25 protein-coding genes are annotated in these 22,122 nt (G+C 69.4%); 11 read left to right on the forward strand and 14 right to left on the reverse strand.

The window, feature by feature from the left end; all coding sequences use genetic code 11:
* Positions 1 to 9: 9 nt before the first annotated feature.
* The 11 genes from ACZ6TI_RS08005 to ACZ6TI_RS08055 all read right to left on the reverse strand — a co-directional run bounded on the left by ACZ6TI_RS08005 (position 10) and on the right by ACZ6TI_RS08055 (position 8,962).
* Complete coding sequence (locus ACZ6TI_RS08005) at positions 10 to 1,317, reverse strand: FliI/YscN family ATPase (protein ID WP_465344226.1); 1,308 nt, start codon at positions 1,315 to 1,317, stop codon at positions 10 to 12.
* Positions 1,314 to 1,997: a FliH/SctL family protein gene (locus tag ACZ6TI_RS08010; protein ID WP_465344227.1), complete on the reverse strand. Its 684-nt coding sequence runs from the start codon at positions 1,995 to 1,997 to the stop codon at positions 1,314 to 1,316. The genes ACZ6TI_RS08005 and ACZ6TI_RS08010 overlap by 4 nt, the downstream gene beginning before the upstream one ends.
* Entirely contained in the window at positions 1,990 to 3,018 is a 1,029-nt protein-coding gene (gene fliG, locus ACZ6TI_RS08015) for a flagellar motor switch protein FliG (RefSeq protein ID WP_465344228.1), read from the reverse strand. The genes ACZ6TI_RS08010 and fliG overlap by 8 nt, the downstream gene beginning before the upstream one ends.
* Positions 3,019 to 3,124: 106 nt before the next feature.
* Complete coding sequence (fliF, locus tag ACZ6TI_RS08020; RefSeq protein ID WP_465344229.1) at positions 3,125 to 4,729, reverse strand: flagellar basal-body MS-ring/collar protein FliF; 1,605 nt, start codon at positions 4,727 to 4,729, stop codon at positions 3,125 to 3,127.
* 1 nt (position 4,730) lies between these two features.
* Positions 4,731 to 5,060, reverse strand: coding sequence for a flagellar hook-basal body complex protein FliE (fliE, locus tag ACZ6TI_RS08025; RefSeq protein WP_465344230.1), 330 nt, complete (start codon positions 5,058 to 5,060; stop codon positions 4,731 to 4,733).
* Between the two features lie 2 nt (positions 5,061 to 5,062).
* Positions 5,063 to 5,458, reverse strand: a complete 396-nt coding sequence (locus ACZ6TI_RS08030; RefSeq protein WP_465344231.1) for a flagellar basal body rod protein FlgC — start codon at positions 5,456 to 5,458, stop codon at positions 5,063 to 5,065.
* A 5-nt stretch (positions 5,459 to 5,463) separates the two neighbouring features.
* Positions 5,464 to 5,811 (reverse strand): flagellar basal body rod protein FlgB, encoded by a 348-nt coding sequence (locus ACZ6TI_RS08035; protein WP_465344232.1) that lies wholly within the window; start codon positions 5,809 to 5,811, stop codon positions 5,464 to 5,466.
* 138 nt (positions 5,812 to 5,949) lie between these two features.
* Positions 5,950 to 6,270 carry a hypothetical protein gene (locus ACZ6TI_RS08040; RefSeq protein WP_465344233.1) on the reverse strand — a complete coding sequence of 107 codons (321 nt, stop codon included), beginning with the start codon at positions 6,268 to 6,270 and terminating at the stop codon, positions 5,950 to 5,952.
* A gap of 23 nt (positions 6,271 to 6,293) precedes the next feature.
* The gene (gene fliS / locus ACZ6TI_RS08045; protein WP_465344234.1) at positions 6,294 to 6,674 is read right to left on the reverse strand and encodes a flagellar export chaperone FliS; all 381 of its coding nucleotides are present in this window, start codon (positions 6,672 to 6,674) and stop codon (positions 6,294 to 6,296) included.
* A 22-nt stretch (positions 6,675 to 6,696) separates the two neighbouring features.
* The gene (fliD, locus tag ACZ6TI_RS08050) at positions 6,697 to 7,983 is read right to left on the reverse strand and encodes a flagellar filament capping protein FliD (protein ID WP_465344235.1); all 1,287 of its coding nucleotides are present in this window, start codon (positions 7,981 to 7,983) and stop codon (positions 6,697 to 6,699) included.
* 166 nt (positions 7,984 to 8,149) lie between these two features.
* Positions 8,150 to 8,962 carry a flagellin N-terminal helical domain-containing protein gene (locus tag ACZ6TI_RS08055; protein ID WP_465344236.1) on the reverse strand — a complete coding sequence of 271 codons (813 nt, stop codon included), beginning with the start codon at positions 8,960 to 8,962 and terminating at the stop codon, positions 8,150 to 8,152.
* A gap of 259 nt (positions 8,963 to 9,221) precedes the next feature.
* Here ACZ6TI_RS08055 and flgN point away from each other — a divergent pair, with 259 nt between their 5' ends.
* From flgN to csrA, 5 genes are read left to right on the forward strand one after another with little or no spacing between them, the layout of a single operon-like run.
* On the forward strand, positions 9,222 to 9,707 hold the full coding sequence (gene flgN, locus ACZ6TI_RS08060; protein WP_465344237.1) for a flagellar export chaperone FlgN: 486 nt from the start codon (positions 9,222 to 9,224) through the stop codon (positions 9,705 to 9,707).
* A complete protein-coding gene (gene flgK, locus ACZ6TI_RS08065; RefSeq protein WP_465344238.1) occupies positions 9,707 to 11,104 on the forward strand; it encodes a flagellar hook-associated protein FlgK in 1,398 nt (465 codons plus the stop codon). The genes flgN and flgK overlap by 1 nt, the downstream gene beginning before the upstream one ends.
* Before the next feature lie 14 nt (positions 11,105 to 11,118).
* Complete coding sequence (locus tag ACZ6TI_RS08070) at positions 11,119 to 12,012, forward strand: flagellin N-terminal helical domain-containing protein (protein WP_465344239.1); 894 nt, start codon at positions 11,119 to 11,121, stop codon at positions 12,010 to 12,012.
* Between the two features lie 2 nt (positions 12,013 to 12,014).
* The gene (gene fliW, locus ACZ6TI_RS08075) at positions 12,015 to 12,446 is read left to right on the forward strand and encodes a flagellar assembly protein FliW (RefSeq protein ID WP_465344240.1); all 432 of its coding nucleotides are present in this window, start codon (positions 12,015 to 12,017) and stop codon (positions 12,444 to 12,446) included.
* 48 nt (positions 12,447 to 12,494) lie between these two features.
* Positions 12,495 to 12,731, forward strand: a complete 237-nt coding sequence (gene csrA, locus ACZ6TI_RS08080) for a carbon storage regulator CsrA (RefSeq protein WP_465344241.1) — start codon at positions 12,495 to 12,497, stop codon at positions 12,729 to 12,731.
* A gap of 62 nt (positions 12,732 to 12,793) precedes the next feature.
* Here csrA and ACZ6TI_RS08085 read toward each other — a convergent pair whose 3' ends face one another.
* Entirely contained in the window at positions 12,794 to 13,612 is an 819-nt protein-coding gene (locus ACZ6TI_RS08085; RefSeq protein WP_465344242.1) for a M23 family metallopeptidase, read from the reverse strand.
* A 185-nt stretch (positions 13,613 to 13,797) separates the two neighbouring features.
* Here ACZ6TI_RS08085 and ACZ6TI_RS08090 point away from each other — a divergent pair, with 185 nt between their 5' ends.
* The 4 genes from ACZ6TI_RS08090 to ACZ6TI_RS08105 all read left to right on the forward strand — a co-directional run bounded on the left by ACZ6TI_RS08090 (position 13,798) and on the right by ACZ6TI_RS08105 (position 17,895).
* Complete coding sequence (locus tag ACZ6TI_RS08090; RefSeq protein WP_465344243.1) at positions 13,798 to 15,357, forward strand: methyl-accepting chemotaxis protein; 1,560 nt, start codon at positions 13,798 to 13,800, stop codon at positions 15,355 to 15,357.
* Positions 15,358 to 15,463: 106 nt separating this feature from the next.
* Complete coding sequence (locus tag ACZ6TI_RS08095; protein WP_465344244.1) at positions 15,464 to 16,198, forward strand: hydrolase; 735 nt, start codon at positions 15,464 to 15,466, stop codon at positions 16,196 to 16,198.
* Positions 16,199 to 16,243: 45 nt separating this feature from the next.
* Positions 16,244 to 16,912 carry an SRPBCC family protein gene (locus ACZ6TI_RS08100; RefSeq protein WP_465344245.1) on the forward strand — a complete coding sequence of 223 codons (669 nt, stop codon included), beginning with the start codon at positions 16,244 to 16,246 and terminating at the stop codon, positions 16,910 to 16,912.
* 86 nt (positions 16,913 to 16,998) lie between these two features.
* Complete coding sequence (locus tag ACZ6TI_RS08105) at positions 16,999 to 17,895, forward strand: CDP-alcohol phosphatidyltransferase family protein (protein ID WP_465344246.1); 897 nt, start codon at positions 16,999 to 17,001, stop codon at positions 17,893 to 17,895.
* Here the strand turns inward: ACZ6TI_RS08105 and ACZ6TI_RS08110 are convergent.
* Positions 17,855 to 19,741 (reverse strand): sensor histidine kinase, encoded by a 1,887-nt coding sequence (locus ACZ6TI_RS08110; protein WP_465344247.1) that lies wholly within the window; start codon positions 19,739 to 19,741, stop codon positions 17,855 to 17,857. The genes ACZ6TI_RS08105 and ACZ6TI_RS08110 overlap by 41 nt on opposite strands.
* Before the next feature lie 80 nt (positions 19,742 to 19,821).
* Entirely contained in the window at positions 19,822 to 20,040 is a 219-nt protein-coding gene (locus ACZ6TI_RS08115) for a DUF7455 domain-containing protein (RefSeq protein ID WP_465344248.1), read from the reverse strand.
* A 229-nt stretch (positions 20,041 to 20,269) separates the two neighbouring features.
* On the opposite strand from ACZ6TI_RS08115, the gene ACZ6TI_RS08120 reads away from it, so the two are divergent.
* Both ACZ6TI_RS08120 and ACZ6TI_RS08125 read left to right on the forward strand, forming a co-directional pair.
* Positions 20,270 to 21,484, forward strand: a complete 1,215-nt coding sequence (locus ACZ6TI_RS08120) for a S8 family peptidase (protein ID WP_465344249.1) — start codon at positions 20,270 to 20,272, stop codon at positions 21,482 to 21,484.
* 119 nt (positions 21,485 to 21,603) lie between these two features.
* Positions 21,604 to 22,008: a response regulator gene (locus ACZ6TI_RS08125; protein WP_465344250.1), complete on the forward strand. Its 405-nt coding sequence runs from the start codon at positions 21,604 to 21,606 to the stop codon at positions 22,006 to 22,008.
* Positions 22,009 to 22,122 lie beyond the last annotated feature (114 nt).

Raw genomic sequence — 22,122 nt, forward strand, 5'->3', positions numbered from 1 at the left:
CGCAGCGCCCTAGCTTTGGGCGATCAGCTCGCGAAGGGCGCGCCAGGCCTGGTCGGCCGTCACGCGCTCGTCCAGGCCCTGGCGCAGGAACGCGGTGATCTGCGGCCACACCGCGGTCGCCCGGTCCGCCTCCGGGTTGGTGCCCGGCACGTAGGCGCCGATCTCGACCAGCTCGCGCACGTCGCGGTGGGCGGCCATCATCCGGCGCAGCTCGGTGGCGTCCGACTTCTGCTGCGCGTCGGTGATCCGGTTGGCCACCCGGGAGATCGAGTCGAGGGCCTGGACACTGGGGAAGTGGCCGGCCGTGGCCAGCTTGCGGTCCAGCACCACGTGCCCGTCCAGGATCGAGCGGGCCGCGTCCGCGATCGGCTCGTTGTGGTCGTCGCCCTCGACCAGCACGGTGTACAGACCGGTGATGCTGCCGCGGGCCCCCGGCCCGGCGCGTTCCAGCAGGCTGGCGAGCATCGCGAAGACCGACGGCGGGTAGCCGCGGGTGGCCGGCGGCTCGCCGACCGACAGGCCGACCTCGCGCTGGGCCATCGCCGCACGGGTCACGCTGTCCATCATCAGCAACACGTCCTGGCCCTCGTCGCGGTAGTACTCCGCGATCCGGGTGGCCACCGCGCCGGCCCGCAGCCGCACCAGCGGTGGCGTGTCCGAGGTCGCGATCACCACCACCGAGCGGGACAGGCCCTCCGGCCCGAGGTCGTGCTCGATGAACTCGCGCACCTCACGGCCGCGCTCACCGACCAGGGCCACCACATTCAGCGCCGCCGAGGTGCCGCGGGTGATCATCGACATCAGCGTGGACTTGCCGACGCCGGAGCCGGCGAAGATGCCGATGCGCTGCCCGCGGCCGCAGGGGACGAGCGTGTCCAGCACGCGTACGCCGAGGGACATCGGCGCGTCGACCAGCTGGCGCTCCATCGCCGAGGGTGGGGCCGCCTCGATGCTGACCAGATCGCCGCGCAGTGGCGGGCCGCCGTCCATCGGGCGGCCCAGTCCGTCCAGGATCCGGCCGCGCAGATCGGGGCCGACCGCGACCCGCAGCGGGCCGCCGGTGCTGACCACCGGCGCACCGGTGCTGAGCCCGGCGATCGGGCCCAGCGGCAGGCAGGAGAGCCGGTCGCCGTCGAGCGCCGCGACCTCGGCGAAGATCGCCTCGGCGCCCTCGCCGATCCGCAGCAGCTCGCCGACCCGGGCCTCCAGGCCGCCGACGGTGACCCGCAGCCCGACCGCGCCGGTCACCTTGCCCCGGGACAGTGGCTGCGCGGCGGCGAGGGCGGCGTCGATGCGAGTGCGAAACAGATCGGTCACAAGCGGAGGGCTTCCCGGGCGCGCTGCACGGCCGCGGCGATGGACGCGTCGACGGTGGTGGAGCCGGTCTCCGCGGTCGCGTCGCCCGGACGCAGGCCCGGGTCGGGCCGCAGGTGCACGGGCCGTCCCCCATAGTTGTAGTCGGCGTCGGTTGCCGTGCCGACCAGACTCCGATAATCGTCCGGATGCAGGCTGACAACGATGTCGCCCTGGTCGGGGGCGGCCGCCATGGCCCGGCGCAGGGCGTCCGCGCCGCGGTGCCCGGGGTCGTCGACGGTGCGCCCGACGATCGCCTCGGCCAGCTCGAAAGCGTGCGCCAGCACCGCCTCCTGCAACTCCTGCATGGTCGGCATCAGCTGCGTCTCGAGTCCGGTGACCGCCCGCCCGAGCGCGTTCACCGCCTGCGCCAGCGACGCCGCCCGGCGCTGCTCGTGCGCGTGTTCCAGGGCGCGGGCCCGCTCGGCGGCCTCCGCGGCTTCCAGGGCGGCCGCCCGCCGGCCCTGCGCCCAGCCCTCGGCGTACCCGGCGGTTCTGGCCTGTTGTTTGGCTCTTTCCACCGGGGCGCTGTCCATCGGGGCCTCGCGGCGCAGGTCCACGCCGAAGGCCGCGGCGGCCGCCGAATCGGCGACCGAGCCGCGCAGCACCGGTGGGCGCTCCTCCGGATAGGGGCCCTCAGGCAATGAGTTCCTCCTGCTCGCCGCCGCGCTGGATCTCGATCTGGCCGGAGTCCTCCAGCGCGCGGATCACCGAGACGATCTTCTGCTGCGACTCCTCGACCATCTTGACCTTGACCGGGCCCATCAGGTCGATCTCCTCCAGCAGGTTCTCCCGGCCGCGCTCGGAGAGGTTGCCGGTGACCTTCTCGCGGACCTCGTCGTTGACGCCCTTCAGCGCGGTGGCCAGGTCGGACGGCTCCACCTGGCGCAGCACCAGCTGCACCGAGCGGTCGTCCAGGTTGATGATGTCCTCGAACATGAACATCCGCCGGCGGATCTCCTCGGCGATCTCCGGGCTGCGCGCCTCGAGCGCCTCCAGGATGAGCCGCTCGGTGGTGCGGTCGGCCCGGTTGATGATGTCCACCAACGGATCCAGACCACCCACTGTGGACAGTTCGTCGGGCTGCAGCACGGTGGAGAGCTTGCGCCGCAGGGCGACCTCGACCTGGCGGATGACGTCCGGCGAGGTGCGGTCCATCACTGCGATGCGGTGCGCGACGTCGCTCTGCACCTCCGGCGCGAGGCCGGAGAGGATCGAGGAGGCCAGGGCGGAGGGTACGTGGGCCAGCACCAGCGCGATCGTCTGCGGGTGCTCGTGCTGCACGTAGGACAGCACCTGACCCGGGTCGGCATGGCTGAGGAAGTTGAACGGGACGTCGTGCATGGACGCCTGCAGCCGGTCCAGGATCAGGTTCGCGCGTTCCGGCCCGAGGGACCCTTCGAGCAGCTCACGGGCATATTGCATGCCGCCGGCGCCGGCGTGCTTGGTGGTGGCGAGCGCATAGAACTCGTCGATCACGTCGCCGACCACTTCCGGCTCGAGCTTGCCCAGGCGCGCGATCTCGGCGGACAGCTCCTCGACCTCGGTTTCGGACAGGCTGGCCAGCACTCGGGTGGAGTACTCCTTGCCCATCCGCACCAGCAGGATCGCGGCCTTGCGCAGGCCGGTCATCGACGTCGTGCTCAATGCCGGTGTGGTCGTCAACGCGGTCCTCTCTCACCAACCAGGGGGTGGTTCCATCGAGCGCCGGCTTTCAAATTCGCGCTGTGTCACGCCAGGCCTCGAGGCGAATTTGGAAGTTGGCGACGGGTCAGCGACTCGCCCCGAGCCAGCCGCGCAGCAGCGCGGCCATCTCCTCGGGCTGGTCCTCGACCATCTGCTCGATCTCACGCTGGCGCTCGTCCATCGCCACCTCTTCGCGGCTCGGTCCCTCGATGGCCGGGCTGGGGATCGACGCGTTCAGCTCGGCGAGCCGTTGCGCCTCCAGCGCGGCCTGCATCTGCTCCAGGTGGGCGAGCTCGGCCGCGCTGAGCGACTTGCGCTTCTTGGCCCGCCGGCTGGCCCGCCAGGCGAGGAACAACAGGATGAGCACGACCAGCGCCATGCCGGCCGTCTTGTAGAGCGACTCCTTCTTGGCCGCCGTGTCCGCGGCGGCGGACTGGGCGAGGGCATCCTTGGCGGCCTGGGCGGCGGTGGTGTCGAACGGCATGGCCGCGACCGCGACCGAGTCGCCGCGGGTGGGATCGATGCCGGCCGCCACGCTGACCAGCTGCTGCACCTGGGCCGAGTCGACGGTCCCGGCGGTGGTCGCGTCCAGCAGCACGGCGACGTTCAGCTTCTTCACCGCGCCGGGAGCGCTCTTGCGGGTCTCGTTGACCTCGCCGACCGCGTTGTTGCGCACGGTGGTGCTGTTCTCGTACTGGTTGGCGCCGGAGGTGCTGGTGTTGCCGTTGGGCACCTGGATGTTGTCCGGGCCGAGCACGCCACCGGTGCCGGTGCCGTTCCCGTTGTTGTAGGCCTCGCGGCTGATGCTCTCCGAGAGCGCCGCCACCGACGGGTCCGAGGTGAACGTCTTGGTGGTCGTCTCGGTCTGGTCGAAGTCCAGCTCGGCGGTGGTGGTGACCACCGCGTGCCCGGGGCCGACGACGCTGTCCAGCATGTTCTGCAGCGAGGTGTTGAGCCGGTTCTGGAAGGACGCGGTCTGCGAGTCGGCGCCGCTGTCCCCGCCGGTGGCCACGGCCGCGCCGCCGCCGGTGGAGAGGATCTTGCCGTCCGCGCCGGCCACCGTGACCTGGGTCGGGTCGAGGCCTTCCACGCTGGAGGCGACCAGGTGCACGATCGCGGAGACCTGCTGGTTGGAGAGCGGCTTGCTGGCGGAGGACTGCACCAGCACCGACGCGGTGGTCTTGTTCTGGTCGTCCGCGAAGACGTCCTTCTGCGGGATGACCAGGTGCACGGTGGCGGCCTCGACGCCGTCGATCGCCTTGATGGTGTTGGACAGCTCGCCCTCGAGCGCGCGCTGGTAGTTGGTGTGCTGCATGAAGTCGCTGGTGGTGATGCCCTGCTGGTCGAGCAGCGCATAGCCGGTGTCGGACTCGCCGGGCAGGCCCTCACCGGACAGTTGCAGGCGCAGGTCGTAGACCTGGTCCTGGGGCACCAGGATGGTGGAGCCGCCGTTGGCCAGTTCATAGGACGTGCCGGTCTTCTGCAGCGACTCGACGATCGCGCTCGCGTCCTTGCTCGACAGGTTGCTGAACAGCGCGGAGTAGGACGGCGTCGACGCCCAGGTGGCGAAGAAGTAGCCGCCGATCGCGAGTGCGACCACCGCGAAGATGGTGACCGCCTTCTGCCCCGGGGTGAAGGACTTGAAGGCGTCGCCGGCCTTGCGGACGGGCGCGGGGAGACGGTCCGTCATTTTAGGCCTGCATCCTCATGATCTCCTGGAAGGCCTCCACCGCCTTGTTGCGGATGGCCATCGTCAGCTGCAGTCCGAGCTGCGCCTCGGTGGCGGCCATCGTGTACTGCGCCGGGTCGGCGAGAGTGCCGTTGGCGACCTGGGTGGCGAGGTCCGCGGACTTTGTCTGGGCCGCCTGCACGCTTTCCAAGCCGGCCGAGAGCATGCCGGCGAAGTCGGTGCCGGACGTGCCGCTGGTGGCCTGGGTGCCGGTGGCCCGCTGCGACTCGGCGACCTTGGTGATCGCGTCGACCGGAGAGAAGCCACCGACGGCACTGATCGGAGAGGTCATGATCAGCCCTTCCCGAGGTTGATGGCGGCGGTGTAGGAGTCACGGGCCCGGTCCACCACAGACAGGTTCGCCTGGTACGCCCGCTGCGCCATGATCATCTGCGCCATCTGGCTGCCCAGGTCGATGTCCGGCCGGCGGACGTAGCCCTCGCTGTCGGCCAGCGGGTTGTCCGGCTCGTAGGAGAGCTTGCCCTCGGCGCTGCCGTAGGCGATGCCGCCCACCTCGGCGCCGTTGCCGTCCTGCGCCTCCTGGGCGATGACGTAGCGGGCCTGGAAGGCGTTCTCGGAGGTGCGGGTGACGTTGTCGACGTTGGCGATGTTGTCGGAGACGGCGTCCAGCCACTTGCGGTAGACGGTGACGCCGGTGCCGGCCACGCCGATCGCGTTGAAGGTGCTCATCTAGGTCAGGCCCCCTTGATCGCGTCGCGGATCAGGCCGTACTTGCCGTCGAGTGCACGCAAGGTCAGCTGGTACCGCATCGTCGTGTCGATGTGCGAGAGCGTCTCCTCGTCGAGGTTGACGTTGCTGCCGTTCAGGCGCGTCGGCTCCAGCGAGTTGGACACGCTCGGCGTGACCGATGCGGGCGACTGGCCGTGAGAGACGGCGCTGGTCAGCGCCTCCTCGAACTTGACCTTACGGGCCTGATATCCCGGCGTCTCGATGTTCGCGATGTTGTCCGCGATGGCGGTCTGGCGGGCGCTGAGGCCGGCCACGGAGACCTTGAGTGATGCGGTGGACACGTCGTTGAACACGGCAGGTACCTCTCGTCGAACAGGTCGCCGGTCCGTGGCGGTTCGTTGAGCGATCCGTCGCTCGTACCATCCGATTCGACTGCTGGAGGATTCCGCTGAGGGTCAAACGGTTGCCGTGAGGTTGTTAGCGGAAAAGTCTCACATCGCGCAGTCGAGGTAGACGGGGCGCTTGACGGCCTCGCCGGTCTCGATGCGGGCGCCCATCGCCAGTTGCTGCCGGGTGGCGACCATCCGGCGGGCGATCTCCTCGGCGGCGCGCAGCTGGCGGGTCAGGATCTCGTCGGCCCGGGGACGCAGCTCGAGCGGCAGGGCGCCGAGCTCGGTCGGCGGCTTCCACAGGTCGGCCGGCGCGTACTCGGCGTTGCGGTGTTCCTCGGACAGCATCGCCTCGGCCGCCGCGACGTCGATTTCCATCTCGTCCAACGCGGCAACCCAGGCACTTCGCCAGTCCTCAGTCACTCCGGCAACCCTTCCCGACTCGGTTAGCTGCCGGCCTGCGCCGCGGCGGCCTCACGCCACGCGTCGCGGAGCGGCTCGACCAGCTTGCGGCAGGCCGCGACCCGGTCGGCGTCCCGGCCGACGTTCGCGCCGATCAGTTCGGTGAGCAGGAAGCCGTACAGGTTGGCCAGGCCGGCCGCGCCGGACCAGGCGTCCAGGTCGAGGGTGGTGCGCAGCTCCAGGATGATCTCCTGGGCGTGGGTGAGCTTGTCCGCTGCCTGCTCGCGATTGCCCGCACGCAGCGCGGTCTCACCGTGGGTCAGATCCATCACCAGGCGGTCGTAGAGCATGACCAGCAACTTGCCGGGCGAGGCAGTGTTGATCGAGTCCGCCAGATATCGGTCACGCAGTGCGGAAGAAGACATCAAGTTCCTCTGCTCGTAGCGATCAGCCGAGCTGGCTGGACAGGTATGAGGACTGCGACTTGAGGTTGCTCAGCGAGGTCTCGAGAGCCGCGTACTGCTTCGTCAGCGTCGTGCGGCGCTGCTCGAGGCGGATGTCCCAGTTGTCGATCTGCGCGTTCATCGAGTCGATCAGCGACTTGCGCCCGGTGACGGCGGCGGTGATGTTCTCGGTCTGCTTCTTGGCCAGCGCCTCGAAGGTGTCCGCCATGGCGATGCCGGCCGTCTGGATCTTGGCTGGATCGGCGGCGTATGCCGCCTCGAAGTCGGCCTTCTTGAAGCTGAGCGTGCCGTCCTTCTCCAGTTGCACACCCATCTTGCTGAGGCTGCCGATGTCCGCCTGGCCCTGGCTGACCGCGCTCAGCACGGTCTGGCTGATCTGCCGGACCATGAAGTCACCGGTGAGCGCCGAGCCCTTGCCGGTCGCCGCGTCGTACTTGGTCTGCTTGGTGACCTCGCTCAGAACCGCGTTGGCGGCGTCCACCATCGCCTTGATCTTGTCGGCCATGCCGCCGGTGTCGGAGGTGACCGAGATGTTGACGCCCGTCTCCTCCTTGGTGGCGGTGAGCGTCACGCCACTCATCAGGTTCGTGAACGTGTTGCTGCTGCTGGTGACGGAGTAACCGCCGTCCTCCTCAGCGCCGCCGACCTGCAACTGCGCGTCCTGCGCCGCGACCGCGGTCTTCGTCTCGAAGTCCACACCACTGAGGGTGAAGCCGTTCTCCACACCGGTCTTGGTCGAAGTGAGCTGCAGCACGCTGTCGCCGGTGCTGGTCTTGACGACCGACGCCTTGACACCGATGCCGGCATTGTTGATCGCGTCCGACACTCCCTGCGCGGTGTGGTCGCCGGCCAGGTCGATGGTGACCGGGTCACCGGCACCGACGGTGATCTCGAAGGAGTCGCCCGAGGTGATGTCCGCTGCGGAGTCGACGCGAGCGGTGGAGACCTGCGCCTTGGCGAGCTTGACCACGTCGAAGGTGAGGCTGCCGGTCTGGGTGCTGGTCACGCCGGGGGTGGCCGCCGCGGTGACCGCGGTGGACGAGGAGGTGGGCTTGATCGACCGCCAGGTGGAGAGCTGGCTCAGGTCGTCGGCTGCGGTCTTGAGGGCGGCGAGTTTGGTGTTGACCGACTGGTAGGACGTCACGACGGACTGCGCGTTGGACACCTTGGTCTGGAGGCGCGTCTGCGGAGCCGCCTCGATCTGCATCAGCTGGCTGATCATCGTGGAGGTGCTCATGCCGCTGACGAGGCCGTCGACAGTGGTAGCCACGGACGTCCCCTTTCTGCCGGTCGTGCGCTGGTAGAGAAGATGCTGCGAAGAAGATGTGAGGAGGGCGGCCGGCGCCGTCTGCCAGCCGCCCTCAACCTGTTCGGTCGTGCGAGGTGTTCAGTTAGTTGCTACCGGTTGCTGTTGGGTAGCCGAGTCGGGACTTGGCTCAGCGGAGCAGCGAGAGCACGTTCTGCGAGGCCTGGTTGGCCTGCGACAGCATCGACGTGCCGGCCTGGGTCAGGATCTGGCTCCGGGTGAAGGAGACCATCTCCTGCGCCATGTCGGTGTCCCGGATGCGGGACTCCGACGCCGACAGGTTCTCCACGGCGACGTTGAGGTTGTTGATGGTGTGCTCGAACCGGTTCTGGTAGGCACCGAGGTCGGCGCGCTGGTCGGAGACCGTCTGGATGGCGTCGTCGAGCGTGCCGATGGCGCCGGACGCGTCCGTCTCGAGGTCGAGAACGTCGGTGCCCAGAGCCGTGGCGCTTACCTCACCGATGTCGATGGTCATCGTCTCGCCGCTGTTGGCGCCGACCTGGAATTCGCCGCTGTAGTTGCCGTCCAGCAGCTTGTTCTTGCCGAACGAGGTGGTGGTGCCGATCCGGTCGAGCTCCTCGTTCAGCTGGGCGAACTCCTTCTGCGCAGCACCCTTGGCGTCGTCATCGTTGGCGCCGCCGTTGGCCGCCTGCACCGACAGGTCACGCATGCGCTGCAGGATGGAGTGCACCTCGTTCAGGGAGCCCTCAGCGGTCTGCGCGACGCTGATGCCGTCCTGGGCGTTGCGGACCGCGACCTTGAGGCCACCGACCTGGGAGCGGAGGCCCTCCGAGATGGAGAGGCCGGCCGCGTCGTCCGCCGCCCGGTTGATCCGGAAACCACTGGACAACTTCTCCAGCGACTTCGACATCTGCCCGTCGGTGATCGACAGGTTCCGGTAGGAGTTCTGCGCGGCGATGTTCTGGTTGATGCGAAGACCCATTTGATTTTCCTCCTTGAGTGCGGGTCCGATCCCGGCTCATCCGTGAACCGTTGGCTTACGCCCTGAGTGATCGGCCGATTGCTGAGAGTCATGAGAAGTATCCGAGACTTGTTCGCACCTGTTCTCGAAACGAGAAAAAACGGTGCGCACCGACCTGCAACCGAATGGGCCCCAAATCCTCAGAGTCGTATGTCGATTGCCGACCTGTCCGGTGAGCGGTGGATAACCCCGTGACCGAAACGGAAGACGGAGGACCGGCGTGAGCCTGACCGACCTGTCCAGCGTCCTGTGGCGATCTCGCGAGTTGCTCGAGCTGCTGCTGTTCAAGCTGGAGGAGGAGCAGCTCCTGCTCGCCGCGAACCGGTCGCGCTGGCTGGCACACGCCACCCGCGAGGTCGAAGTGGTGCTGGAGCAGATCCGGCAGACCGAAGTGGCCCGCGCGGCCTACGCGCAGGCCGTGGCGGTCGAGCTGGGCCTGCCGGCCGAGGCGTCGCTGGGCCAGATGGCCGACGCCGCGCCGTCGCCCTGGTCCGAGCTGCTGCACCAGCACCGCAAGGCGTTTCTCACGCTGACCTCCGAGATCAGCGGCATGGCCGAGGCCAACCGGGACCTGCTCACCGCGGGGCAGCGGGCAGCTCGCGAAACAATGCTCGCGTTTGCCGGAACCGTGGAAACGTATGGCCGGCAGGGACAGACCGTCACCGGCGGCCTACGCCGCCCCAGCCTGGTGGACGAGGCGATCTGATGGCAAGCAGCTTCGGGGGCATCAACACCGCACTGACCTCGCTCTACGCGCAACGTCGCGCCCTCGACGTCACGGGTCAGAACATCGCGAACGCGAACACCGAGGGCTACACCCGGCAACGCGCCGAGATGCAGTCCCAGGTCGGTTCGCTCTCGGCGGCGATGTACGCGAAGACCGACGGCCTGGGCACCGGCGTGGCGGTCTCCGACGTGCAGCGACTGCGGGACGAGTTCCTGGAGAACCGGGGTCGCGCCGAGCACGGCAAGAGCTCCTACCTGACCACGCAGACCGCGGCGTACTCCGCGATCGAGGACGTTTTCGCCGAGCCCAGCGACACCGCGCTGGCGGCACAGCTGCATGACATGTGGGGCGGCTGGAACGACGTCGCGAACAACCCGCAACTGGCGGCCACCCGGTCCACGCTGATCCAGCAGGCCTCGACCGCCGCGGACGGGCTCAACTCCGCGCACAGCGCACTCGCGGCACAGTGGTCCCAGAACCACACGCAGCTGTCCGCCTATGTCAGCGAGGTCAACACCGCGGCGGACACCGTGGCCCAGCTGAACGACAGCATCGTCAAGGCGAAGGCCTCCGGGCTGACCGTCAACGAACTCGAGGACCGGCGCGACCTGCAGGTGATGCGGCTGTCCGAGCTGACCGGCGCGAGCGCCTCGGCCCGGCAGAACGGCGCGGTCGACGTCTTCGTCGGCAACTCCACACTGGTCAGTGAGTTCACCACGCGCAAGCTGGAGGTTTCCGGCGCCGCCCGGCTGGACGACCAGGGCGTCGACCCGATGACCCTGCGCTGGGCGGACACCAAGACCCCGGCGCAGGCCGGTGGCGTGATGGGCGCGATGGCCGACACCATGACCACCATCATCCCGGCCATCTCGGACGCGCTCGACTCGGTGGCGAAGAACCTTGCGGACAGCGTGAACGCGTTGCACAGCAGCGGATTCAGCCTGGACGGCACCACCGGACTGGACTTCTTCGACAGCAGCACCGGCGGCCCGATCACAGCCGGCACGATCCGGCTCGCGGTCACCGACCCGGACCAGGTGGCGGTATCCGACGCGCCGGGCACGATGAACAACGCGATCGCCGATCAGCTGGCCGACCTCGGCGAGTCGATCGAGGGCCCGGACCGCGAATATCAGGCCATGATCGGCCAGCTCGGCGTGGCCGCACAGGCATCGGGCCGGCGTGCCGAGATCCAGGCCACCGTCACCGAGCAGGTGGACGCGTCCCGGGAGGCGCAGTCCGGCGTCAACCTCGACGAGGAGATGACCAACCTGCTCACCTACCAACGCGGTTACGAAGCGGCGTCCCGCGTGCTGACCACCATCGACTCGATGCTCGACCAGCTCATCAACCGCACCGGCCTGGTCGGAAGGTAAAGGGGTAACAGGACATGGCGATCGGCGGCAGAGTCACCGAGGGCAGCATCCACACCCGGGTGCTGGCCAACCTTCAGCGGAACATCGCGAAGGGCGAGAAGATCCAGCAGCAGCTCTCCAGCGGCAAGACGATCAACCGGCCGTCGGACTCGCCGACCGGCACGGTCTCGTCGCTGCAGTTGCGCGGCGAGGTGCGAGCCAGTCAGCAGTACTCGCGCAACGCGGACGACGGCCTGGGCTGGCTCGGCACTCTGGACGACACGCTCTCCACCTCGTCCACGCTGATCAACCGGGCCCGCGACCTGACCGTCCGCGGCCTCAACGCCGGGGCCATCGACCAGCAGGCCAAGGATGCGCTGGCGTCCGAGATTGATCAGATTCGCGAGTCGTTGATCGGCTATGCGAACACCAAGTATCTGGATCGTCCGGTGTTCGGCGGCACGACCGCCGGCGAGGTCGCCTATACGCCCGACGGCAGCTTCGTCGGCGACGACGGGCAGACCACGCGGACCGTCGGCGCCGGCTCCAAGGTGCGGGTGGACAGCTCTGGACCGGATGCGTTCGGCGAAGGGGACACCCAGCTCTTCACGGTGCTGAAGAACATTTCGGACGGCCTTCGGGACGGAGACGGCACGGCCGTGAGCACTAACCTCGACAAGCTCGACACCGCCAGCAATCTGCTGAAAACCACTCTTTCGGATGTTGGTGCTCGATACAATCGCCTTGAGCAGATGAAGCAGTCCGCACAGGATCGATTGCTGACCGTGACGTCGCAGCTGTCCGATATCGAGGATGTCGACCTGCCGAAAACGATCATGGAGATGCAGCTTCAGCAGACCTCGTACCAGGCAGCTTTGGCCGCCTCGGCCAAGGTGATCCAGCCCTCGCTCATCGATTTCTTGAGGTGACCATGAGCAGCACACAGGCAGTGTCCCGACCGATCGAGGAACGAATGATCACGTCGATCCCCACGATCCACCTGGCCGCGCCGATGCCCGGCTTCCCGGCCCACCGGCGGTTCGCCCTGGTGCGGCTCAACGAGGAAGGCCTCCTCTACGCCTTCACCTCGCTGGACAACCCGGAGCTCCGCTTCCTGGTCGTCCCGCCGGACCCGTTCTTCGACGGCTACACCCCGGAGATCCCGGACGAGTCGCTGGCGCTGCTGGGCTACCCCGACGCCAACGACCTGATCACCATGCTGGTGATCACCGCGGACCGGGACGCCACCGCCGCCAACCTGATGGCGCCGATCGTGATCAACACGGTCAACCGGATGGCGTGCCAGGTCGTGCTGGCCGGCTCCGAGATGCCGGTGCGCGCGATCCTGTCCAAGAAGGACTAGACACCCGGGCAAGCATCGGTCCTGTCCACGGATGGAAAGGGGCTGCGGGTGCTCGTGCTGACCAGACGGGCCGGCGAAAGCGTGATGATCGGCGACGACGTCGTGATCACCGTGCTGGAGGCCCGGGGTGATGTGATCAGGCTCGGCATCCAGGCGCCCAAGGACGTTCGGGTGCACCGCGAAGAGGTCTATCGCGAGCTCCAGGAGGCCAACCGCGCGGCGGCATCGCCGACCGATGAGGTGGTCGAGGAGTTGACCCGCACGCTGCGGCCGCCGGCCGAGTGAAGCACCGCAAGAGAAAGCGCCCCGCCGGATCGCCGGCGGGGCGCTTCTTGCCCGGGAGCCGGTCAGCCCAGCGGGGCCTTGCGGGCGATCATGAACCGGATCGGGTCGGTGGCGTTGGCCTTCGTGGCCGGCGTTCCGGTGTGGACCTCGAAGTGCAGGTGCGGGCCGGACGACGAGCCGGACGTGCCGACATTTCCGAGCAGCTGTCCGGTGACCACGTTCTGGCCGACCACCACGGACGGCTTGCGCACCAGGTGGCAGTAGCGGGTCACGTAGTTGAGCACGTGCTGCACCTCGACGTACCAGCCGCATCCGGAGATCGAGCGGCTGCCGTCCACGTCGCAGTTGTTCGTGGAGGCGTTGCACACCACGCGGATCACGGTGCCGGACGAGGCGGCCCGGATCGGGGTGTTGCGCGCGGCGCCCAGGTCGACGCCGTCGTGCGCCGGGCGGACCGTGGTGCGGAAACCGCTGACCAGGCTCGCCTTCACCGGTTGTGTCCAGGTGCGCGGCGCGGTCACAGCGTTCGGGCAGGTCGGGATCGGGAACTTGGCGCGGTCCACATATGCGTCGGAGACCCAGTAGCCGTTGATCAGCTTGTCCCAGAGGTTCGTGGTGCGCACCGTGCCGGCCACGGTCTGGGTGCCGCGGACCTGGCAGATGATCAGGAGCCGGTTGGTGTCCGGCAGACGTCCGGTCGTCGCGGCCGAGGAGGACGGCAGGGTGCGCATGTTGAGCCCGGTGCCGCCGGTCTTCACGTATCCGGTGCCGGCCACCTTTTCCGCGGCCACGGCGGGTGCGCTCGCGGCGAGGGTGGTGCCGACCATGCCGACGACAGTGAGCAGGGCGAGGGCGATGCGGCGCTGATGTCGGGCCTTCATGTGTTTCCTTCCCTGGCACGCGGACGCGTGCTCTCCGGGACAGGCTGCCGAGCGTGGGATGCCGGCCGGGGTGCGCCGCAAGTGCAGATGAGTTGCGGACCTAATCCACCAAAACGGCCATGAATGAGCGGGCAGCGCTGAAAGATTGGGGGTACCCGGCAATGCTCGTTCCCGAGGAGACACAGATGTCGCGATTGGCCGAACTCGGTGTTGCCAAGCGTCTTGGCCTTATCGTGCTGAGCGGCATGGTGGCGCTGATGGCGCTGTCGATCATCACGTGGCTGGGCCAGCGCGAGACGGTGAGCCAGGCGGAGAACGTGCGCCGCCTGGAGGCCGGACTCGCCACGCTGAACCACCTGGACACCCGGCAGTCCGAGCTGAAGGTGGACATGTACCGGTCGCTGCTCGGCCAGGACATGTCCGGCGACGTCGCGGACGACGTGGTGTCGGCGACCGAGGCCGCCGACGCGGTGACCGCCGCCGGACTGCCCGCCGGCCTCGCCGCCGGGCTGGCCGACCTGCGGCCCGACATCGACTCGTTCGGCACCTTCGCGGCCGACTTCGTGAAGACCGCGATGACCGACCGGAACGCCGCGCTGGCGAACATCGACGAGATCCCCGAGCGCAACAACATCTCGGACGACAAGATCGACGCACTCAAGGAGCAGCTCGAGGCGGACATCACCACCGAGCGCTCGGACATGGCCGCCGCGGTCAGCCGCACTCGGTGGCTCACCCAGGGCATCGGCATCCTCGGCGCGCTGCTGCTGATCGGCTTCTCCGTACCGGTGGCCCGCTCGATCCTGCGCCCGGTGCGCCGCCTCGGCCTGGTGATCGACGCGCTCGGCGCGGGCGACCTGACCGCCCGCAGCGGGATCACCGCCCGCGACGAGGTCGGCCGGATGGCCGCCGGGCTCGACGGCGCGCTCGACTCGATCCGCACATCGCTGGCCGGCATCGGCGCGAACGCGGACACCCTGGCCAATTCGGCCGCCCAGCTCTCCTCGGTGGCCGGCCGGATCGCCGACGCGGCCAACGACACCGACCTGCAGAGCACCTCCGCCTCCGCCGAGGCCGAGGAGATCTCGCGCAACGTGCAGACGGTGGCGGCCGGCTCCGAGGAGATGGGCCTGTCCATCCGCGAGATCTCCAGCAACACCAGCGAGGCCGCGCAGATCGCCGCGGTCGCGGTGTCCGAGTCGGCGCGGGCCACCGAGACGGTCCGCCAGCTGGGCGACTCGTCGGTGGAGATCGGCAACGTGATCAAGCTGATCACCTCGATCGCCGAGCAGACCAACCTGCTGGCGTTGAACGCGACGATCGAGGCGGCCCGGGCGGGTGACGCGGGCAAGGGCTTCGCGGTGGTCGCGTCCGAGGTGAAGGATCTGGCGCAGGAGACGGCGCGGGCGACCGAGGACATCGGCGCCCGGGTCACCAAGATCCAGCAGGACACCAGCGGGGCGGTCGAGGTGATCAGCCGGATCAGCGAGGTGATCGCGAAGATCAACGACTACCAGACGACGATCGCCAGCGCGGTCGAGGAGCAGACCGCGACCACCGCCGAGATGAGCCGCAGCATCAGCGAGGTGGCGTCGGGCAGCAGCCGGATCGCCGCGAACATCTCGGACGTCTCGAACGCCAGCGCCAGCGCGGTGCAGGGCGTGAACCAGACCCGGGAGGCCAGCGGCGAGGTCGCCCGGGCCGCCGAGGAACTGCGTACCCTCGTCGGCGCTTTCAAGATCTAAAATCTGATACTCACCTGCACCGGCGGCAAACCTCGCTTCACAACACCGGCGTCCGACTCTTAGGCCCAGACGAGAAGAGCTCGTCACGTGAGCCGGGAGCGGGATCGTGGGCGCAGAGCAGGAAACCATCACGGGTACGAGCAGCCTCGACCTGACCGTGGACGCGCACGTGCACACCGGCTTCGCGGCCGGCCGGGACAGCGTCGGCGTGGTCGTCTCGGCCGCCGACCGGGCCGGTCTGACCGCGGTCACCTTCGCCGACCAGGTCGGCCGGGACACCACCTGGCTGCCGGCGTACGCCGATGCCATCCGCCGGGCCCGCCGCCGCACCGAACTCACCCTGCGCATCGCCGCCGAGGTCGAAGTCGTCCAGCCGGACGGCTGGCTGGCCTGGCCGTCCGCCGACCTGGGCCACCTCGAGGCGCTGTCGGTCGCGGTCAGCCACCTGCCCACCGACGACGGACCGCTCGGCCACCGCGAGGTCCGGTCGATGCTGGCCGCCGGCGAGCTCGCCGAGGCGCAGGTCGCCGAGATCCTGATCAGCGCGACGGTCAACGGCCTCGAGCGCGCTTCCCGCTATGTGCCCACCCAGCTCGCCCGGCCGCTGAGCCTGCTCGCCCAGGTCGGCATCGAGGACGCGGCGCTCACCACCGAGGCGCTGGACCGGCTGGCCGACGCGTGCCGGGCCACCGGCACCGCGGTCGAGGTCAGCGAGGCGTGGCGGAGCCCGTCCCCGCGGATGGTGGGCCGGCTGCGGGAAGCCGGAGTGCCGTTGGTCGCCGCGAGTGACGCCCGGTACGCCGCCGAGGTCGGCCACTGGCAGTACCTGCGCCGGGTCTGAGAGATTTCGAACGCGAGCCGTGCTTGCCTACGTACTCTCTGTCACATGAGTCTGGTTCAGCAAACCATCGAGGTCGGCGCCCCGCTGCACACGGTCTACGAGCAGATCGCCGCGTTCGAGAACTACCCGCGCTTCATGACCGGGGTCGAGCAGGTCGTGCCGATCGGCGGCAACCGCACCCACTGGGTGATGGACCTGGACGGCAAGCGGCGGGAGTTCGACGCGCAGATCACCGAGCTGTCCCTGGACGAGCGCGTGTCCTGGGCCACCACGGAGGGCCCGCGGCTGAGCGAGACCATCACCCTGCGGCCGGTGGGCGAGACCCGCACCCAGGTGGTGGCGCAGCTCGACGCGGACATCGCCTTCCTGATGCCCAGCGACCGGCACGGTCAGGAGACGCTGACCAAGCGCCTGAAGCACGACCTGGTGACGCTCAAGGGCCTGGTGGAGGGCGGGGTCGGCGTGGCACCTCTGGGCGGCGTGAGCTCCAAGCAGCTGTCCGCGCGGATGGGCGGCGGGGTCACGGTGTCCCCGGCCACCATCGCCGAGCGGATCAAGCGGCGCACGCCGGAACCGCACCCGGGCACCGGCTGGGGCACCGGCGCGGGCACCGAGAGCGGCAGCGCGCCGATGGGCGGAACCACGCCGGTTCGGGACGGCTGGGGCGACGGCATGATCAATGAGGAGGACCGCGGGAGCGCGCACGACTACTGATGGGCGTGGGCTCAAAGCGGTAAAAATTGCGTTAGAAGCTCCTCAGTCGGCTTGCAAAGACCCGAGCCGACTAGCAAGTTAACAGCGTGCAACGCATACCCCTGCGGGAGATCCGCGACCGAACCGTCAAGACGCGTGACGCCTGGTGGACCGTCCTGCTGGTCGATCCGCTGGCGTTGCGCCTGGTCCGGCTCGTCTACCCATATCGGTGGATCACCCCGAACCTGCTGTCGTTCGGCGCGTTCCTGTTCGGGCTCGGGGCGGCCGCCTGCTTCCTGCTGCAGGACCACGGCTGGCTGGCGCTCGGAGCGTTGCTGTTCCACCTGAGCTTCGTGATCGACTGCATGGACGGCAAGATCGCCCGGCTGAACGGCACCGGCACGATCTTCGGCGTCTGGTTCGACTTCATCTTCGACCGGGTGCGGGTCGTGCTGTGCACGGTCGCGCTGATGGGCGGGCAATACGCCAAGACCGGCGAGATCGGCTACATCTGGCTGGCCGCCGGGGTGATCACGCTCGACCTGTTCCGCTACCTCAACGGATCGCAGATGGGCAAGATCAAGCTCTCGATGCGGGAGCGGCTGGCCGAGGCGCGCGGGGTGACCGAGGTGGCCGCGCCGGTCGACGACGAGGGCGAGACGCAGGAGCGCACCGCGGCGCCGGCCCCGGCGGACGCCGACGCGAGCGTTTACGTACGTTTCCGCAACTACCTGCGCCGCGGACGCATCCGCACTCACCTGTTCAGCGGCGTCGAATACGAGATGACGGTGTTCATCATCGGCCCGCTGCTCGGCCTGGTGTTCTGGACCTCGATCGCGGCCGGCGCCCTGCTGCTGCTCTTCGAGGCGCTGCTGGTGGCCCGGCTCTATCAGCTGACCAGGCGCTTCCCGGCGCAGCTGGCCAAGGCGGAGCGCGAGGGCGAGAAGCTGCGGGCGGCCGCGGCTACTGCTGAGGACCCGACACCGACGCCGACTCGAGTGTGACGATCAGCTGGGCGCCGCGCGGGTCGCCCGGCTCGTACCGGACCGATCCGCCGTTCGCCTCGACCAGGTGCCGCACGATGAACAGCCCGAGGCCGGACCCGCGCATGAACCGGTCGAACAGGTGCGGCAGCAGGTCGGCTGGGATGCCCGGGCCGCGATCCCGCACGGTCAGCTCGACCGCGTCGGCGCGCCGCTCGGCCCGGATCTCGATCGGCGCCTCGCCATAGGTGAGGGCGTTGCTCAGCAGGTTCTGCGTGACCGCCTGCAGGTGGCCGCGGTCGGCCAGGGCGGAGACGTCCTCGGGCACGTCGACGGTCACCACGCCCTGGTTCGCCCCGCCCTGGTTCGCCCCGCCCTGGTTCGCCCCGCCCTGGTTCGCCCCGCCCTGGTTTGCCAAGCTCGCCGCCACCACCGACTCGACCACCTCGAGCAGCGGCACCGGGGTGCGCCTTGCGGTCACCGCGCCGGTGTCCAGCCGGAACAGCAGCTGCAGGTCGTTCATCATCTTGATCAGCCGCTGGGTGTTCCGATCGATCTTGGTGGCCAGTTCCTTGCGGATGTCGTCCGGCAGGTCCGACCAGTCCGCGGCGAGCAACTCGGCCAGGCTGGCGATCGAGCTGATCGGCTGGGCCACGTCGTGGGTCAGCATCGAGGTCAGATCGTTCTTGAAGGCCAGCGCGGTCTCCAGCCGGGTGTTCGACTCGCGCAGTTGCTCGTTGCCGCGCAGCAGCTCGTCGGCGTGCGCCCGGATCGCCTCCTCGTCGCGCTTGCGGTCGGCGATGTCGACGTAGGTGGCGACGTATGCCCGCGCCGAGCCGTCCGCGGCCGGCACCGCGGCCATGGTGGCCAGCACAGGCACTTCGGTCCCGTCCCGGCGCCGCACCGACCAGTCCCCGGTGCCGGTCGGCGGCAGCTCTTCCGGCCGGGTGCCGAGCGCTTCCTCCGGCGGGTGCCCGGTCAGCTCGTGCCACCGCCGGTTCACGTCCAGCACCCGGTAGTTGGCGTCCAGCACCATCACGGCCTCGTTCATCGACTGCAGCATCGTGGCCGAGAACTCCTGCGCCCGGGCGAGCTCGGCGACCAGTTCGCGCTGCCGCCGGTCGGCCGCCTCCAGGGACCGGATCAGATAGGCCACCAGGGCCAGCACGGCCAGCGCGGCGAGGATCGCGCCGGTGCTGATCGCGGCCACGGGGCGGCTGATCCCGGTGCGCACGGCCAGGGCGCTGACCAGCGCGGCGAGCACCGGAAGAGCGATCACCACGGGCAGCAGCCGCCGGATCGTGGTGCCCGGGCCGGCCGCCGCCGAGGTGCGCAGCGGGCCCGCCTCGGGCCGGGCCAGCACCGCACCGGTGGTCAGCGTGAGCAGGGCGCCGGCCAGGTAGGGCGACATCAGCTCGCCGGGACCGCTGCCGTCCGGGAAGGTCGGCGCGAACATCCGGGGGACCAGGGCGACCAGCGCGATGATGGCCGCGCCGGCCAGCAGCGGGTCGGCCACCCGGAAGCGGACCGTACGGTCGGAGCGCGCGGGCAACCGCAGGTCGAGGGTGCCGAGTGCGGCCGCGGCGAGCACCAGCGCGACCCCGGCGGCGGGGTGCGAACGCAGGGCCAGGCTGCCGACCAGGCCGGCCGCCGCGGCGAGCAGATGTCCGGTGACCCGCACGGAGAACCGGCGATGCGGGAGGACGGCCAGCACGAGCGCGAGCCCGGCGGGCAGCAGGGCCGGCGCCGGGCTCGGGTCGATGGTGGAAACGGGGAGGCCGACGGCGCCGTACAGAGCCGTCACGACACCGGCGCACCCGGCGCCGAGCCGCGACAACCTGCTCACATCGTGCGCCGCGATCTGCACCGCCGCTCCCTCTGAGGCAGGGCAAATTGCCCCAATAGTGAGGTAGCGATCATATCGCGGCAGATGCCGTCAAGACGGAGTTACTGGGCGGCACCCGACCACTCGAAGCCCTCTTCCACGCGGGCCGTCGTCGCCAGCCGGGCCAGCTCGGCGCCGTGCTTGTTGGCGTGGTGGCCGCAGAAGGCCAGGGTGCCGGTCGGCATGGTGACCTCGATCTTGGCGGCAGCGCCGCAGCTGTCGCACCGCTCGGTCAGCTCGGGGACGGTCGCGATCTCGGGAGTGCTCAGCAGCGCGGACATCATCGCTCTCCTACTTCGTGGCGGTGCGGCGGTCCTGACAGCGGGTACTTCGGCCTTCCCTGGCATCGACTTAGCTCTTCGTGGTGGACCCGGCCCCGGTGCAACCCAGGCGCAACCCGGACGGTCCCGAGGAGGCTCCGCCACGTCCACAACATTGCCCCAAGAGTGACTCCGGCATGCGCACCCGAGGGGGTGACATGCGTCGCCGGAGCCGACAGAGGGGACTCGTATGACTCGCATCCACGGCCGGCGTCGCGCCGCCCGCTTCGTGCTGACCGCCGGCGTCGCCGCCGCGGCCGCCGTCACCGGCATCGCCGGCTCGGCCGCCGCCGGCACACCCGCCGCGCTGCCGATCGGCACGATCCTGGACGCCGGCGCCTCCGTGGCGATCGCGGACAGCTACATCGTCACCTTCCAGCCCGGCACCCGGGCGGCCGACGTGCCGGCCGCCGCCGAGCGCCTGGTCCGCAAGTACGGCGGCCGGGTGGAGGACAGCTACACCTCGGCGCTGACCGGTTTCCACGCCACCATGACCCGCACCCAGGCCCGCCGGCTCGCGGCGAATCGGGCGGTCCGCTCGGTCGAGCAGGACGCCAAGGTCACCGGCGAGGACGTGCAGAGTGCCCCGACCTGGGGCCTGGACCGGATCGACCAGTCGGCGCTGCCGCTTTCCAAGACCTACACCTACCGCAGCTCGGCCGGCGTCACCGCCTACGTGCTGGACACCGGCATCAAGATCTCGAACAAGGACTTCGAGGGGCGCGCCCGGGCCGGCTTCGACGCGATCACCAAGAACGGCAAGGCGGACGACTGCAAGGGCCACGGCACCCACGTCGCGGGCACGATCGGCGGCGCCAAGTACGGCGTGGCCAAGGATGTCAAGCTGGTCGCGGTGCGGGTGCTCGACTGCTCCGGCAGCGGGTCGTACTCGGCGATCATCGCGGGCGTCGACTGGGTGACGAAGAACGCGGTCAAGCCGGCCGTCGCCAACATGAGCCTCGGCGGCACCACCAGCACCACATTGAACAACGCGGTGCAGAAGTCGATCGCGGCCGGCATCACCTATGCGGTGGCAGCGGGCAACGACGACAGGGACGCGTGCAAGCAGTCGCCGGCCAGCCTGCCGGACGCGATCACCGTGGCCGCGACGGACAGCACGGACACCCGGGCGAGTTTCTCCAACTACGGCACGTGCGTGGACATGTTCGCGCCGGGCGTGCGGATCACCAGCGCCTCGTACAAGTCGGACACCGGCACCGCGACCATGAGTGGCACCTCGATGGCCAGCCCGCACGTGGCCGGCGCGGCCGCGCTGGTGCTCGCCGCCAACCCGTCCTTCACCCCGAAGCAGGTCCGCGACGCGTTGGTGGAGCACGCCTCCACCAGGGTGCAGGGCAAGGCGGGCAGTCCGGCGAAGCTGCTGAACACGGCCTGGTTGAACTAAACGGGCCCCCTCACCGCCGTCTACGGATAGCGTGATTTATCGGATTGATTGACCTCTCGTCGGCGCTTCCTGAAACGGAATACCGACGCATACCAGGTCATAAAGGACAAGGGGGCCCCATGTCGGAGGTGTCTGATTACCGTCCGACAGTTCTCGTCGTCGACGACGAAGAGGATCTGCGGGACATCATGCGGCGCATGCTCGAACGTCGCGGTTTCGACACGTTGGTCGCGCCCGACTCGGAGACCGCGATCGCGACCTGTCATGATCACGACGGGGTGATCGACGTCCTGGTCACGGATCTGGGCCTGCCCGGCGCCTCCGGCGGCGAGCTGTCCCGGGCGGCCACCGCGGTGCGGCCCAGCATGGGCGTGGTCTACATCTCGGGGCTGCCCAAGGACATCGCGGTGACCAAGGGCCTGATCTCGGACGACGCGCTGCTCGTGAAGAAGCCGTTCACCTCCGACCTGCTGATCGAGGCGCTGCGCCTGGTGATCGCGCAGCGGGCCAACTCGATCACCTAGCGCAAAAGGCAGTCCCGAAGCGGGGGGGGGGGGGGGGGGGGGGGGGGGGGGGGGTGGGGGTGGGGGGGGGGGGGGGGGGGGGGGGGGGGGGGGGGGGGGGGGGGGGGGGGCGTG

This window comes from Actinoplanes sp. NPDC051388, assembly GCF_055586225.1.